At 45.7% G+C, this 14,207-nt stretch carries 15 protein-coding genes; 11 read left to right on the top strand and 4 right to left on the bottom strand.

The features are described from left to right. Positions 1-2 precede the first annotated feature (2 nt). Both ACVBJC_RS00760 and ACVBJC_RS00755 read left to right on the top strand, forming a co-directional pair. Complete coding sequence (locus ACVBJC_RS00760; RefSeq protein ID WP_447158988.1) at positions 3-587, top strand: cytochrome c oxidase assembly protein; 585 nt, start codon at positions 3-5, stop codon at positions 585-587. Between the two features lie 106 nt (positions 588-693). Next, positions 694-1,575 carry a cytochrome c oxidase subunit 3 gene (locus tag ACVBJC_RS00755; protein ID WP_447158989.1) on the top strand — a complete coding sequence of 294 codons (882 nt, stop codon included), beginning with the start codon at positions 694-696 and terminating at the stop codon, positions 1,573-1,575. A 47-nt stretch (positions 1,576-1,622) separates the two neighbouring features. Here the strand turns inward: ACVBJC_RS00755 and ACVBJC_RS00750 are convergent, their stop codons facing one another. Continuing rightward, on the bottom strand, positions 1,623-1,841 hold the full coding sequence (locus tag ACVBJC_RS00750; protein ID WP_447158990.1) for a DUF2909 family protein: 219 nt from the start codon (positions 1,839-1,841) through the stop codon (positions 1,623-1,625). Between ACVBJC_RS00750 and ACVBJC_RS00745 the strand changes: the two genes are divergently transcribed. The 5 genes from ACVBJC_RS00745 (at position 1,840) to ACVBJC_RS00725 (ending at position 5,924) form a co-directional block, all read left to right on the top strand. Next, on the top strand, positions 1,840-2,577 hold the full coding sequence (locus ACVBJC_RS00745) for an SURF1 family protein (RefSeq protein WP_447158991.1): 738 nt from the start codon (positions 1,840-1,842) through the stop codon (positions 2,575-2,577). The two genes, ACVBJC_RS00750 and ACVBJC_RS00745, sit on opposite strands and share 2 nt — an antisense overlap. A gap of 127 nt (positions 2,578-2,704) precedes the next feature. Continuing rightward, on the top strand, positions 2,705-3,250 hold the full coding sequence (locus tag ACVBJC_RS00740; RefSeq protein ID WP_447158992.1) for a hypothetical protein: 546 nt from the start codon (positions 2,705-2,707) through the stop codon (positions 3,248-3,250). 13 nt (positions 3,251-3,263) lie between these two features. Further along, the gene (locus tag ACVBJC_RS00735) at positions 3,264-4,247 is read left to right on the top strand and encodes a COX15/CtaA family protein (RefSeq protein WP_447158993.1); all 984 of its coding nucleotides are present in this window, start codon (positions 3,264-3,266) and stop codon (positions 4,245-4,247) included. A gap of 65 nt (positions 4,248-4,312) precedes the next feature. Next, positions 4,313-5,218: a heme o synthase gene (gene cyoE, locus ACVBJC_RS00730; protein WP_447158994.1), complete on the top strand. Its 906-nt coding sequence runs from the start codon at positions 4,313-4,315 to the stop codon at positions 5,216-5,218. A gap of 76 nt (positions 5,219-5,294) precedes the next feature. Further along, positions 5,295-5,924, top strand: a complete 630-nt coding sequence (locus ACVBJC_RS00725) for an SCO family protein (RefSeq protein ID WP_447158995.1) — start codon at positions 5,295-5,297, stop codon at positions 5,922-5,924. 256 nt (positions 5,925-6,180) lie between these two features. Here the strand turns inward: ACVBJC_RS00725 and ACVBJC_RS00720 are convergent, their stop codons facing one another. Further along, entirely contained in the window at positions 6,181-7,227 is a 1,047-nt protein-coding gene (locus ACVBJC_RS00720; protein ID WP_447158996.1) for a polysaccharide deacetylase family protein, read from the bottom strand. Positions 7,228-7,245: 18 nt separating this feature from the next. Here ACVBJC_RS00720 and ACVBJC_RS00715 point away from each other — a divergent pair, with 18 nt between their 5' ends. Further along, positions 7,246-8,577, top strand: a complete 1,332-nt coding sequence (locus ACVBJC_RS00715; protein ID WP_447158997.1) for an MATE family efflux transporter — start codon at positions 7,246-7,248, stop codon at positions 8,575-8,577. Between the two features lie 68 nt (positions 8,578-8,645). Here the strand turns inward: ACVBJC_RS00715 and nfuA are convergent, their stop codons facing one another. Then, the gene (gene nfuA, locus ACVBJC_RS00710) at positions 8,646-9,224 is read right to left on the bottom strand and encodes a Fe-S biogenesis protein NfuA (RefSeq protein WP_447158998.1); all 579 of its coding nucleotides are present in this window, start codon (positions 9,222-9,224) and stop codon (positions 8,646-8,648) included. Positions 9,225-9,434: 210 nt separating this feature from the next. On the opposite strand from nfuA, the gene ACVBJC_RS00705 reads away from it, so the two are divergent. Beyond that, positions 9,435-11,978: a M14 family zinc carboxypeptidase gene (locus ACVBJC_RS00705; RefSeq protein ID WP_447158999.1), complete on the top strand. Its 2,544-nt coding sequence runs from the start codon at positions 9,435-9,437 to the stop codon at positions 11,976-11,978. 28 nt (positions 11,979-12,006) lie between these two features. Here the strand turns inward: ACVBJC_RS00705 and ACVBJC_RS00700 are convergent, their stop codons facing one another. Beyond that, positions 12,007-12,771 (bottom strand): ComF family protein, encoded by a 765-nt coding sequence (locus ACVBJC_RS00700; protein WP_447159000.1) that lies wholly within the window; start codon positions 12,769-12,771, stop codon positions 12,007-12,009. Between the two features lie 50 nt (positions 12,772-12,821). Here ACVBJC_RS00700 and bioH point away from each other — a divergent pair, with 50 nt between their 5' ends. Both bioH and ACVBJC_RS00690 read left to right on the top strand, forming a co-directional pair. After that, positions 12,822-13,595 (top strand): pimeloyl-ACP methyl ester esterase BioH, encoded by a 774-nt coding sequence (gene bioH / locus ACVBJC_RS00695; protein ID WP_447159001.1) that lies wholly within the window; start codon positions 12,822-12,824, stop codon positions 13,593-13,595. A 76-nt stretch (positions 13,596-13,671) separates the two neighbouring features. Then, positions 13,672-14,166, top strand: a complete 495-nt coding sequence (locus ACVBJC_RS00690) for a hypothetical protein (protein WP_447159002.1) — start codon at positions 13,672-13,674, stop codon at positions 14,164-14,166. The last annotated feature ends 41 nt before the right edge of the window (positions 14,167-14,207 follow it).

The raw sequence follows: 14,207 nt of genomic DNA, 5'->3' as shown, positions 1-14,207 counted from the left end.
AGATGACTGAGATGAAGCGTAACGCCAATCGCAAATTGCTCGCCATGCTAATTATTGGCGCTGTGGGCATGTTTGGGTTTGGTTTTGCGCTTGTTCCTTTATATGACGTGCTTTGCGACGCATTGGGTATTAACGGTAAACCCGCAAGTACCGCCAGTGTTTATCAGCCTGTCGTAGTGGATAAAAACAGAACCATAACGGTTGAGTTTGTGTCTCAAGTGCAAAGCGACATGCCTTGGACATTTAAACCTCAGGTTAATACCATGCAAGTGCATCCCGGTGAGCTTATTCGTACTCATTTTGTCGCTACGAATTTATCGGCAGAGCATATTGTGGGGCAGGCTATTCCGTCTGTTTCTCCCGGACAGGGGGCGGCATACTTTAATAAGACGGAATGCTTCTGTTTCAATCAGCAGGTATTGCAGGCTAACGCTGCAGCCGAGCTACCACTCATCTTTTTTGTGGATCCCCAATTGCCGGATTCAATCTCGACCCTGACCCTCTCTTATACCCTCTACAACATCACCGACAAGGGCTATGTAGTAAGTGCCACAAGTAATGTCGTGGAGCAAGGAGCTGCACAATGACAACTGAACATATAGATGAAAACTACTCCAGCAATAAAAACGTCGCTGTGATTAACACAGTGACTAAAACTGGGGCTAAAGCCGTTACAGGGCAAGGAGCGGCTAAATGACAACTGAACATAAACACGAAAACTACTACGTACCAGAGCAAAGTGCGTGGCCCATTATTGGCGCGATAGGTTTATTTCTTATCGCCTTTGGTGCTGGAAGCTATGTCTCTGAATTAAAAACAGAAGGCGGCAGTGGTGGCTATATTTTGCTAGCTGGTATTGCGGTTATCATTTTCATGATTTTTGGCTGGTTTAGAACCGTTATCGCCGAATCTATGGCAGGGCTCTACTCCAAACAGATGGATCGCTCCTTTAGGCAAGGAATGAGCTGGTTTATCTTTTCTGAAGTCATGTTCTTTGCAGCTTTTTTTGGCGCCTTATTTTATGCCCGAATTATCGCAATACCTTGGCTTGGCGGCGCCTCAAATAATGAGATGACCCATGAAGTATTATGGCCAATGTTTGAAGCTGCTTGGCCCTTACTGACAACGCCAGATGGCAGCCTGACCCAAGCGATGGACTGGACAGGACTACCGCTCTACAACACCTTAATTCTTTTGACCTCTTCGATAACATTGCATTTTGCTCACGTAGGGTTAGAAAAAAATAAGCGTACCGCGTTAACCGTTTGGCTATCGATAACCATTTTACTTGGGGTAGCGTTCTTATTCTTGCAAGTGGAAGAGTATGTCCATGCCTACCAAGAAATGGGGCTGACATTAAATTCAGGCATTTACGGTAACACCTTTTTCTTGCTAACCGGCTTCCATGGCATGCACGTTACCCTAGGAACGGTATTCCTTATGGTGTTGTTTTTACGAGTGCTTAAAGGGCACTTTACCCCAGATAAGCACTTTGCTTTTCAAGCAGGGGCTTGGTATTGGCACTTTGTCGATGTGGTTTGGCTGTGCTTGTTTTTCTTTGTTTATGTGCTTTAACCACTCATATTGCCGATATTAATACGATCACATAAACAATAATGTCATCAGTAGGGTCTGGAGTTAGGTGTTATGACTCCCGTCCCTAATGCCACCAGCAGTAACAGCACCACGAGTACAGAAAAGAGGACTCGGCGACCTAAGAATTGACTCATGGGGATACTCTTTTCTCCTTTCACCATAATAAATAGGGCTCGACCTAAATTAACCAGTATGAATAGCAGTAGCAGTACGAAAACTAATTTAAAGACAAACAAAGCAGACATGGCGCTTCCTCGCGTTAAGATGAATCTTGCTTGGTTATTTATTGTGCTTTCTACTGTGATTGTGTTTTCTATTTTGGTCAAGTTAGGTTTTTGGCAGCTTGAAAGAGCTCAATATAAGGCTCTCTGGCAGCAACAACTAACAGATAGACAAGCAGCTTCTGTATTAAACTATTCGCAACTGCTCAGCCTCCCTAAAGATGAGCCTTTAACAGGGTTTAAGCTAAAAACGGCGGTGACTCCCATCTCAACCAATGTTTTCTTGCTCGATAATCAAGTCTATGAGGGTAGAGTAGGCTACATTGCCTTACAAGCTTTGCAGGTCAGTGCATCAGAGCCATGGTTGTTAGTTGAACTCGGCTTTATCTCAGCGAGTATGGATCGCTCTAAGCTACCAAACGTAACAGCGATTACCAATCCTATAATGCTAGAGGGGCGGGTTTACCAAAAGCAGTTTAATCCGATGAGCTTTGATCTGATGGCTGAAGCTGGTTGGCCCAAACGCATCCAAAATCTCAATATCCCACAGCTGTCTGAACAACTTAATCAATCGCTCTCCGGCGTCGTATTACAGCCGAGTAATCTTGACAACCTATACCCTCATCCGTGGCAACCAATCCCGTTATCGTCGCAGAAGCATCAAGGTTATGCCGTACAGTGGTTTGCAATGGCAGGCGTATTTATATTGATCATGGGCTATTTATTTTTTCGCATGTTAAAACAACGATATAACAAGTAATCATATTGCTCTATTGCTAACGAAGGTTAGACGATGTAGGTTAGAAATTAAGCTCCTAGCCGTAATGGGAAGACTTAATTTTAATCATCAAATTTGATGGATTTTAGTAAGATAAAGAGGAGATGGAATGAACTCCCCCCAAAAAAGCGGCAAAAAAACACTGATACTGTTATTACTGGCTTTTGTCCTGCCTGTGATAGCGGCAAAACTGGTGCTCAGCTTTGACCTGTACCAAGGCGGAGCCACCAATAAGGGGCAATTGCTCGATACCGATACCAGCTATCAGAATCTAGCTATGGTGAATCCACTGCCCCATGAATGGCAGTTGCTCTACCTACTTCCTAGCCACTGTAATGCCGTCTGCGAAGATAGGCTCTATATTCTTCAGCAAAGTCATACCGCACTGGGTCGACATCAAGACCGTGTTCATACCATTATTTTGGTTAATGAGCACAGTGATACGACTGTACTCGACGCCTTTGATTTTGTAACCGCAACCCCCTCTAAAGCACTTAGCCAGCTGCTTGATCAGCAAGAATTAGTGATAGTCGATCCCTTAGGTAGCTTAGTGATGAGCTACCCAGTAGCTGAAGATCATCAAGCACAAATCATGCAAGGCAAAGCCTTAGTGGCTGACCTACGTAAGTTACTCAAACTATCACGGATTGGCTAAGGAGACGTTTGATATGCAGATTAAGTCGCTATTGAAAGTCACATTAGTGTTTACTTTATGCGTGATTCTGATGGGAGCATATACTCGACTATCGGATGCTGGTCTTGGCTGCCCAGACTGGCCCGGCTGCTATGGCATGCTCAAAGTCCCTACCCAAACTCATGAGCTAAACCAGGTGCAACAAGCCTTTCCAGAACATACAGTTGAAGCAGATAAAGCATGGCTTGAGATGATCCACCGTTACATTGCCGGTGCCTTGGGTTTATTGGTATTACTCATCTTAATCCTCAGCCTTAAGACTAAGGATGCGCCTAAGAAACTGCCTATGTTTATTGCAGCGCTTATCATCTTCCAAGCTGCGCTCGGCATGTGGACAGTGACGATGAAACTGATGCCGATTATCGTTATGGCACATCTATTGGGCGGGTTTGCACTGTTCTCGCTGCTGTTATTACTTTATCTACGCAGTAAACCGCTTAGGATCCCTGGTGGTGATGCTCCTGCACGAAAGATGGCAGGCTTTGCCGCCATCTGCATTGGAGTTTTGTTACTGCAAATTATTTTAGGTGGCTGGACTTCATCAAATTATGCCGCGCTGGCCTGCACCACCTTGCCATTTTGTGAGGGAAACTGGGTTGATAATCTGAGCTTTGCTCAAGCCTTCTCGCCATTTCAAGGTGAACACGCCAGTTATGAATATGGTGTTTTAGACTATTCAGCCAGAATGACCATTCATGTTGCCCATCGTATCGGCGCTGTGATTACCGCGGTCATGCTGCTGTATTTAGCCTTCAAGCTTATTCGCACCGCTAACTCAAACATCATGCGTAATACCGCATGGCTATTAGTCGCTTTGGTCATTGTGCAAGTCGCACTGGGGATCAGCAACGTCGTTCTGCACCTACCACTGGGCATCGCGGTTTCTCATAATGGCGGCGCTGCACTATTACTACTGACGTTAGTTTTTATTAATTACGCCTTATGGCGCAAAGCATAGGGGCCTTTTATGACAACCAATAATGCCCTTTTCATTTCGCAACACAATATCGAGAGGTTTCACTAATGCAAAAACCAATCGCACTCCAGCAAGACCACTCGACGCCGCTTATTCAATGGCGCGCTTATTACGAAATGACCAAACCTAAAGTCGTGGCACTCATGTTGCTCACCGTACTCGTCGGCATGTGCTTAGCCGTACCAGGCGCTGTGCCCATCGTGCCCTTAATTGCGGGCATGGCAGGGATAGGCATGATGGCAGGTTCCGCTGCAGCCTTTAATCATCTTATCGATCGTCGTATTGATGGCTTAATGGCTCGTACCTATAACCGCCCGCTGCCTAAAGGCCGAGTATCGATAGCAAAAGCACTGACGTTTTCATTTGGCCTTGGGATCCTGGGTTTTGTCGTACTGTACGCCCTAGTTAACCCATTAACAGCATGGCTCACCTTTGCAAGTTTGATAGGTTATGCCGTGGTTTATACCGCCTACTTAAAGCGTGCGACGCCACAAAACATTGTGGTTGGCGGCTTAGCGGGAGCCATGCCACCATTACTTGGCTGGACTGCGGTTACCGGCGAATTTCACGGTAATGCACTGCTGCTTGTCATCATCATTTTTGCTTGGACTCCACCGCATTTTTGGGCGCTAGCCATTCATCGTAAAGCCGAATATGCCAAGGTCGATATCCCTATGTTACCTGTGACTCATGGTGTCGAATTCACAAAAACCTGTATTTTCCTCTATACAATTTTGTTAGCCATCGCCTGCTTATTACCCGTATTAGTAGGCATGTGTGGTCCGGTTTATTTGGTGAGTTCAACATTGCTGAGCGCTGTTTTTATCTATAAAGCTTGGCAACTTAAGTTTCACGAAGCACCCGGCATGGCGATGCAGCTATTTAAGTTTTCAATCTATCATCTGATGCTACTGTTTATCGCCTTGCTGGTTGATCACTACTTGTGGGTATAAGCCTGTTTGCATAACCATTTGACGATAAGAAATATTTACAGCTGTTATTAGGTATTAATGCGCTAGGAGAAAAAAGATGAAGCTCACATGGATTATTACAGCTATTTTAATGGTCGCTGCAGGTGCCTACGCAGGAATTCAACTAAACCAGGCTAAACCGTTAGCGCTGCAAACTAGCTTCGAGTATCCATCGCCGCAACCGTTAGCCCCATTTTCACTCACAGACCAGCGTGGTAATACATTCACCAACGCTGACTTAAATGGAAAATGGAGCCTGTTTTTCATCGGATATACCTCTTGCCCCGACGTTTGCCCGACGACCATGGGTAAATTGACCTCGGCGTACCCAAGCCTGGCGCAAGATAAAGATCTACAGGTTATCTTTCTATCTGTTGACCCACAAAGGGACTCGAGTAGCACATTGGAAAATTACATGCGCTTCTTTAATCCAGAATTTGTGGCTATCACCGGCGAACATAAGCAACTGCTGCCAGTCACCCGTAGTCTAGGTTTTGTTTATGCCATGGTAGGGGAAGGAGATAATTACCAAGTTGACCATAGCGCCTCATTTGCCCTAGTGTCACCTAAAGGTGAGAAGGTTGCGATTATCAAGCCAAAATCAGAGATCCCCGGACAATTACCTCAGATAAAAAATCGCGATTTAATTCATGACGTCAATGCAATTATTGATAAGTACTCCAGTTAACTCAGCTCAAGATTTGAGTTAAAAAACGCACAATACAAGCCTGCACACACTTTTCCTTTCATCGTGGCTTCGGTGTTGTCAGTGTTGTGAGCTAAGTAAGTGCTTCGTGGTATATCGCTTTTAAAGCAAAGAACCCAGCTTATGCTGGGTTCTTTGCTTTGTGTTTAGTCATCAAATTTAAGCTTAACTTTTGGCTTAACTTTTGGCTTAACTTAGCGACATTTCCTTTGCAGGGGCTTTGTTATCATCTAATTAGCTATTCTGCTATCCACTGACCGTTAGATTTAGGTCGGATCCAAGGCTGTGAGAACCAGTAATAACTGCCTTTACTCTTACTCGGAGCCGTACAGTTATAACGTGAACGACCTGCGGGCAGATCCAACTCAGCCTGAATACTGAACTCATTTTCAGAGATCCAGTTAGGCTTCTTAGCCCCCTGCCCCTGAATAAAGCACATTAACTGTGATGCATTGATATCGCTCATGTCCAAAGTCACTTTAATCTCAGGTCGCCACTGACCTTGCTGCAACTGTGGATTGCTGTTGGTTTGCGAAATCACCGGCATATTTAAGCTATGTAGTTTTACCTTTAAACTGTTGAGGTCGGCATACACGCCAGCAACAGGAAAACGCGGTAGTGCCGTTAGCGGTGAATACGGACCGGCTGCACCCGACTGCTGACCAAATGCCACAAAACCATGTTTCTCAAGCATCGCTTCAATCTGTTGATTGTACTCACCATAAGGGTAAGCCAACATTTTCAAATTTTGTCCGGTCGCTTTAGCGATTTCTTTTTCGGTTCGCAGAATATTGGCTTCAATGCGTGCCAACCATTGTGCATCACTCTCACCCGCTTCTTTACGAATTAAGTGCTCATGCCCCCAGCTGTGGTTGGCAATTTCAGCTCCCTCATTAGACAAGGTGATAAGCTGCTGCCAGCTCATCATTTCGCCATATTCTTTGAGGATCGGCTCAACCGAGACAAAAAGCGTGTAGGGGAATTTATATTGCTTTAAAATGGGGTGCGCTGTATTAGCAATGCTGCGATAACCATCATCGAAGGTGATCGCAATCGTTTTTGCTGACAGCGTTTTTTTTGCCTTAATAGACTCCACCACCGTTGAAAGTGGTACCACATTAAAGTTGTTTTCCGTCAGGTACTGCATCTGCTCTTTGAACTGTGCAGGAGTAACACTGGTGATCGCAGGCGTGCTATCTGATACATGATGATATTGTAGAATCACCGCCGCGTGAGCCGAAAAACCTGTCAGCGCAAGTAGCGCTAGCAACACGTTTTTAACCATAAATATTAGACCTCTAAAATGATTGCCTTACTGTTAAACCCACAAAAAAACCGACAGCTATTTGCCCTTGCGCTCCCCATGATCCTCTCGAATATCACGGTGCCGCTACTTGGACTCGTCGATACTGCCGTTGTTGGACATCTTAGTAACGCCTATTATTTAGGCGGCGTGGCAGTTGGGTCAACGATTATAACCTTAATTTTGTGGTTATTAGGTTTTTTACGCATGGCAACCACTGGATTAGTGGCGCAAGCCTACGGCGCAAACGATACCCAGCAACAATTTAAGCTACTGGTTCAGGCCGCAAGTTTAGCATTACTATTTGGTATTGCTGCCATTGCCCTGCAATGGCCCATCCTTAACCTTGCCATGGCGATGTCCGACGCCAGCGTTGAAGTTGAACGCTATTGTCGTGAATATTTTCAAGTGCGGATCTGGTCGACCCCGTTTGCCCTCATGAATTTAGTCATGCTTGGCTGGCTGCTAGGACGCCAACAACCTAAGGCTGCAATGTGGCAGCTTATTATCGCCAACCTAGCCAATATTGTGTTGGATATCCTCTTCGTTCTCGTTTTCGGTTGGGGAGTTAAAGGCGCAGCATTCGCATCTGTCATTGCCGATATCTCAGGTTTCCTCGTCGCACTGACTATGGTACGCGGACAGCTTAATAAGCTTGGTGGCTTTAAGCTATTTCACGTGGTCAAGCAATTGTCACTGCAAAGCTACGGCAAACTAATGGGCCTCAACACCGACATATTTGTGCGTAGTTTATGCCTACAGCTATCATTTGCGTTTATGACATTTTACGGTGCAGGCTTAGGTGATAATACTGTTGCTGCCAACGCCGTATTGCTCAACCTGCTACTGCTTATCTCTTATGCACTCGATGGTATTGCCTATTATGCTGAAGCTGAAGTTGGCCGAGCCTATGGTCAAAAAAACAGTCGTTTAATGCAAGAGTCGGTGACATTAGCCTGGGCTTGGTCTGCTATCGCCGCATTAGGCTTTACGCTGTTTTTTGCCTTAGCCGGCTCGCACATTATTGCGCTGCTGACCAGTATTAGTGAGGTCAAAGAGGTCGCTGAGCAATATCTTATCTGGGTGATATTCTTGCCTTTGCTCGCCTTCGGCTCCTACTTGTTTGATGGTGTGTATATTGGTGCGGCTAAGGGTAAAGTGATGCGTAATAGTATGATTCTATCGACCTTTGGCGTGTTCTTCCCTGTGTGGTATTTGCTAGAACCGCAGGGTAACTTTGCACTATGGGCTGCGATGAGCTGCTTTATGCTGGCTCGCAGTGCCTCACTGTCGCTGCATTACTGGTTCAAGCTCAGATTGGCATTGGTATAAGTAAGCAGACATAAAAAAACGCGACCTAGCTTAGCGCTAGAGTCGCGTTTTTTAAGAAGACATCTGTATTACTGGTAAGAGTGCTCACCATGTTGATGCTCTGTGACGTCTTTAACGCCTGTTAGCTCACCAGGGAACATTTCAAGCAATTGCTTCTCGATACCATCTTTAAGCGTTACATCAACCATAGAACAACCATTACAACCACCACCGAACTGAAGCACCGCAATGCCCTCTTCAGAGATTTCGACTAGCGAGATGTTACCACCGTGGCTAGCTAGCTGTGGGTTGATTTCAGAGTGGATCACGTACTCGATACGCTCTGATAATGAAGCGTCATCTGACACTTTACGCATCTTAGCGTTTGGTGCTTTCAGCGTTAACTGAGAGCCCAACTGATCGGTAACGAAGTCAATAGTGGCTTCTTCTAGGAATGGTGCGCTCTTCTCGTCGACCATGGCGTTAAAGCCATTAAATTCTAGTTCAGTGTCGTCCGCTTCAACAGCATCTGGTGGACAATATGATACGCCACACTCAGCCTGCGCAGTACCTGGGCTGATAACAAATACTCGAATGTGAGTTCCTTCAGGCTGATCTGATAACAATTTAACAAAATGCGCCTGAGCTGCTTCGGAAATGGTAATCATGAAAACATGCTCCGTCAGGGATAAACCTGAGTGTTTTAGTAAGAATTAGCCCTATAATACTCTTACTCTGCAATCCTTTGTAGCCCCTAAGGCTCACAGATTAAGAATAAACACTAATTAGATCACAGTTTTTTATCTTCCCATAGAGTGGTTTTGTCGACGTGGAGCTGTTAATTTAACAACAATATTATAAATATAACGAAAAACTCCATGCTTAGAATCGGTTTCATTTTTTTATGCGCTTTTTTGATATTCCCCTCTTTTTTTGCTGAAGCAAAAAAGACGCGTTTAACCGATAACCCCCTTTATGGCGTAACCACAACCAGTCCCGAAGCATTTTTAGGTTACCCACTGGGAGAGCGTTTACTGCGCCACGATCAAATTAACTATTACCTTAAAGAAATTGCTAAGCAAAACCCCAGAGTCTCCATCGAACATACTGGCCAAAGCCATGAAGCAAGACAACAGCTCACCGCGGTTATCACCTCGCCAGAAAACCAAGCCAAACTCGATGAGATCTTAGCGCAAAGACAGCAGATCAAATATCTAGGCAAGCAAAGTGGGCCACTGATTATATGGCTAGCCTATTCAATTCATGGTGATGAAATTAGCGGTGCTCATAGCGCGATTAAACTGAGTCATATGCTAGCCACCAGCGAAGATAAGTGGGTTACCGATCTACTCGATAAGGCAGTCGTGCTAATTACGCCAAGCCAAAACCCCGACGGCCTAGACCGTTTTTCAACTTGGGCTAACGGTTATGCTGGCAAAGTGGCGGTGAGCGACCCTAACCACAAAGAACACAAACAAGGTTGGCCGACAGGTCGCAGCAATCACTATTTAGCCGATCTCAACCGTGACTGGCTGTTTCTACGTCATCCTGAATCACAGGGACGTGTTGCCTTGTTCCATCGTTGGCAGCCGCATTATGTCGGCGACTTTCATGAGATGGGCCATAACAACACATACTTTTTTCAGCCCGGTGTGCCAGATAGAACCCACCCATTAACGCCAGCAGCAAACCAAAAGTTAACCGCAAAATTGGCCGCTTATCACCAAGCTGCTCTCGATGATAAAAAGCAGAGCTATTTCAGCCGTCAATTATTCGATGATTTTTTCTATGGCAAAGGCTCAACCTACCCTGACATTAACGGCGCCATAGGGGTGCTGTTTGAACAAGCCAGTGCCCGTGGGCAACAGCAAGACTCTAAAAATGGTCTGGTGAGTTTGCAAGAGGCGATAGAAAATCAATATGCCACTTCAATATCAAGCCTTAAAGGCGCGCTAGCCTTAAAGTCTGAACTTGAGCAATACCAGGCTGACTTTTTCAAAAACAAACACCAACAAGCGATGAAGAAAAAACCTCGCCAGGCTGGACTGTTATTGAGCACAAATCATGATCCAGGCCGAATTAACGCACTGGCTAAGCTGCTAACTCAACATCAGATAGAGTATTACTATCTCACTAATCCGCTTACCCAGGGTGGTATCGAGTTCGAGGTCAACAGCAGTATTTTTATCCCGCAAAATCAGGCGCAGTCGTCACTACTTCAAGCCATGTTTGATGATAGAACAGAGTTTATCGACCCGACGTTCTATGACATTTCAACTTGGAACTTACAGCATGCTTTCGACCTAACATTGCGCCGTAATATCAAACTCGAGTTAAGTGTATTAAGTCAAAACGCACCAGAGTTTAAGCCCGATAGTTGGGACGACAGTACTACTGTTGCTTTGCTAGTTGATTGGCGCGAGAGCCAAGCGGCTTTGCTACTTCAACAACTTCTAGAGCAGGGAGTCATGGTCAAATTTGCGGCCAAACCCTTTAGCCTTGTCGTAGCCGAGCAAGAGATAGATTTTGCTGCAGGGACACTGCAAATTCCGTTAAAGCAGGACAACTTATCAACCAACGAGATCAGCCAGAAGGTGGGCAAATTCGCCCAAAAACTTAAGGTTAACATTGTGGCAGTGAACACCAGCGCCGCAAAAAAAGGCATCGATCTTGGTAGCCCTGACTTTAAGGTCATTAAGCCCATCCGGCCATTAATCCTCAGCGGCAAAGGCACCTCAATTGCCGAAGTGGGTCAGCTTTGGTATTACCTAGATAATACCTTAGGAGTGGCCACTACCTTAGTCGATATTAATAACCTTGCCTCAGTAAAACTCAGTGACTACAGCCACATTATTATGGCCGATGGTAACTACCTCACCTTAAATGAAAGGTTTGCTCGTAAGCTGGGGCAATTTGCTTCAAACGGGGGCGTAGTGATAGCACAAAAAGGTGCGCTAGATTGGCTTAGTAATTCGAATCTGCTAAAAACTAATTTACGTAGCGATCGTTTTTACAAACAACTATTCGATGCCGACGGCTTAACCTTCGACAAAAAGTCTACATTCAAAGCGAAGCAAGAAATTGGCGGCGCTATCTTGGAGTTAAAACTTGATACTAGCCATCCAATTAACTTTGGCCTAAATGGCGATCGGCTTCCGGTACTGAAAAACAAAGTGCTAGGCTTTTCGCAAACAACTAACGACTTTACCGTGGCAGCAAAGTACACCTCGGATCCTCTGCTAAGCGGCTATTTAGCCCAAGAATATCAGAGCAGCTTTAGCAACTCGCCCGCGATTATCATCGAGTCTCGCAATCAAGGCGCTGTTGTGGGGATGGCTGATAATTTGCTCTTTAGAAATATCTGGTTAGGCAGCCAAAAAGTCTATGCTAACGCGCTCTATTTTATTCCTGCGCTGCATTAGCGCGTATAGAGAGAAGTGTTCATAAAGATTAACTCAAGCCCGGTGCTTCTGCTCTTGCGAGGCACCACACTTGCACCTGAGTATGCTTACGCTGCAATAACCTCGCGATTTCATCAACCGTGGTTCCGGTTGTCACCACATCATCAATCAAGGCGACTCGCTGCCAATTAAACTCAGTTGAAAGCTCAAAAGCATTATTAAGGTTCTTACGGCGTAACTTGCCACTTAGGCCAGCTTGTGGCTGTGTGTCTCTGCTCCTTAACAGCATATTATCAACAAGGGGAATATCAAGCCGCTTTGACAGTGCACGCGCAATTAACCATGCCTGATTAAAGCCACGCTGTTGTAGCCTTTTTCGGTGCAGTGGCACAGCAATCAACACTTGTGGTAGCTCAATAAAGCCTAAATACTCTAGGTATAAGATCCGCTGCACTAAGGCGTCGACTAACACATCTATCACTGCAAATTGAGCCTGATACTTAATCTGTCCAACCCAATGCCCCATCCCTTGATGGTAGCTGCAGGGGGCTATCACTTTTAATTTTGAAGCAAGCATACAGCGTCCACAAAAAGGGATTTGCAGTGGCATTTCACTGCCACACCCCAAACAGATATCCGCTTGATAGCGGCAAGCATGTAAACACACAGAACAAATTCCGCGCTGAGCAGCCTCAATATGTTGATGGCACATCAAACAGCGATTGGGTAAAATAGCCGCAAGCACTCTATTCCAGAATATTATCTTGATAGGTGAAATCCTTTTCAATATTCCCCTGTTAACCAAAGACAACATGGATTAGGCAAAGCCTTTCAATGTTGCATCGTTACACTATGAGGTCCTAAGTGAGCCCAATAAAGCTACATGTTGAATCTATCGGTCAAGGCCCTGACGTCGTCATGCTCCATGGCTGGGGGGTTAATAGCGCCGTATTTACTCCACTTCACAGTGCATTAAACAATTATAGATTCCACTATGTCGATCTGCCGGGATTTGGCCATAGCCAAGCCGTTATGGGCGATATTGAAGATTGGCTTGACGCCATTATGGAACAAGTACCAGAGAAGGCCATTTGGACCGGCTGGTCACTGGGTGGGCTCGTTGCCACTCTGGCTGCAATTAAGCAGCCGCAACGTGTATCAGCACTGTGCACCATAGCCTCATCACCTTGTTTTATGGCCCGAGAAAACTGGCCGGGGATCCCATCTGAGGTATTAGGCCAGTTTGCCAGCCAGCTGACTCAAGATCTGGATAAAACCGTTGAGCGTTTCTTAGCAATTCAAGCTATGGGCAGTCAAACAGCCAAGGGCGATATTAAGCAGTTGCGTGAGTTAGTACAGGCTCGCCCTTCCGCTCAGCAGAGCGCATTAGCACAAGGCTTAGACATGCTTGAAAATGTCGACTTACGTTCGCAGCTATCCCAAATAGAGCAGCCTTGGCTAAGAGTGTGGGGACGATTAGACGGCCTAGTACCTCGCAGAATGATAACGGCTATGCCACAGGTTTCAGCCAGCGAAGATATGCTACTAGCCAAAGCTTCCCATGCACCATTTATTAGCCATCAAGCCGAGTTTCTCGATGGCTACAAACCTTGGCTAGACAAACTAACTAACAGATAAGCGACTCTGGCCGTAGCGCTTTATTTTTACGCTGAATTCGATTAAGATTTAACCACACCTTTCAGTGGGAAACATTATGTTAGTGGTGACCAACTATCCCAACGTGCCGATTGCAACATCTAATGCTGCAACCGATGCTGCGCGCACCGATGGTCAACAGCGCCCACCGATTATAGCGCCGCAACAAGCCACTAAAGGTCATGAAGAACGCGCCTTTAATCCACAGCATGAACGCACCGCAGATCAGGCACAAAACCAAGCCCGGCTTCGCGAGTCGGTGCAACAAAAGCAGCAAGGTCAATCCCAGCAACACGAGCAATCTGGTCAAGAAAAACAGAAACAAGCAGCCAACTTAAATTTAAAGCAACTGCTTAGCCAGCGGGCTCCACTCAAGCGCAGCGATATTAAACTGCCGGGACAACAACCGCCGCCAACCCATACCAGCGAAGCCAACCACCTTATGCCTAACGAGAGCTTGCAGTTTTACCAGGCCTTTGGTGTACGTATTGAAGCTTTTTACTATCAGCGAACCGAGCCCGATATACTGCCAAATTTTTTAGAAATGGCATAAAAAAACCGACAAACTCAGTTGTCGGTTTTTTTGTGTCTCTC

This window comes from Shewanella sp. 0m-6, from assembly GCF_052977325.1.
The sequence above is the reverse complement of the archived record's forward strand: the minus strand, read 5'-3'. Positions and strand labels throughout refer to the sequence as shown.

Coding starts and splice junctions, on each gene's coding strand:
- cyoE (WP_447158994.1), top strand. CDS start 4,313: ATGCAAAAACCAATCGCACTCCAGCAAGACCACTCGACGCCGCTTATT.
- ACVBJC_RS00735 (WP_447158993.1), top strand. CDS start 3,264: ATGCAGATTAAGTCGCTATTGAAAGTCACATTAGTGTTTACTTTATGC.
- ACVBJC_RS00760 (WP_447158988.1), top strand. CDS start 3: ATGACTGAGATGAAGCGTAACGCCAATCGCAAATTGCTCGCCATGCTA.
- ACVBJC_RS00755 (WP_447158989.1), top strand. CDS start 694: ATGACAACTGAACATAAACACGAAAACTACTACGTACCAGAGCAAAGT.
- ACVBJC_RS00700 (WP_447159000.1), bottom strand. CDS start 12,771: ATGTTGTCTTTGGTTAACAGGGGAATATTGAAAAGGATTTCACCTATC.
- ACVBJC_RS00715 (WP_447158997.1), top strand. CDS start 7,246: ATGATTGCCTTACTGTTAAACCCACAAAAAAACCGACAGCTATTTGCC.
- ACVBJC_RS00705 (WP_447158999.1), top strand. CDS start 9,435: ATGCTTAGAATCGGTTTCATTTTTTTATGCGCTTTTTTGATATTCCCC.
- ACVBJC_RS00740 (WP_447158992.1), top strand. CDS start 2,705: ATGAACTCCCCCCAAAAAAGCGGCAAAAAAACACTGATACTGTTATTA.
- ACVBJC_RS00750 (WP_447158990.1), bottom strand. CDS start 1,841: ATGTCTGCTTTGTTTGTCTTTAAATTAGTTTTCGTACTGCTACTGCTA.
- ACVBJC_RS00745 (WP_447158991.1), top strand. CDS start 1,840: ATGGCGCTTCCTCGCGTTAAGATGAATCTTGCTTGGTTATTTATTGTG.
- ACVBJC_RS00690 (WP_447159002.1), top strand. CDS start 13,672: ATGTTAGTGGTGACCAACTATCCCAACGTGCCGATTGCAACATCTAAT.
- ACVBJC_RS00725 (WP_447158995.1), top strand. CDS start 5,295: ATGAAGCTCACATGGATTATTACAGCTATTTTAATGGTCGCTGCAGGT.
- ACVBJC_RS00720 (WP_447158996.1), bottom strand. CDS start 7,227: ATGGTTAAAAACGTGTTGCTAGCGCTACTTGCGCTGACAGGTTTTTCG.
- nfuA (WP_447158998.1), bottom strand. CDS start 9,224: ATGATTACCATTTCCGAAGCAGCTCAGGCGCATTTTGTTAAATTGTTA.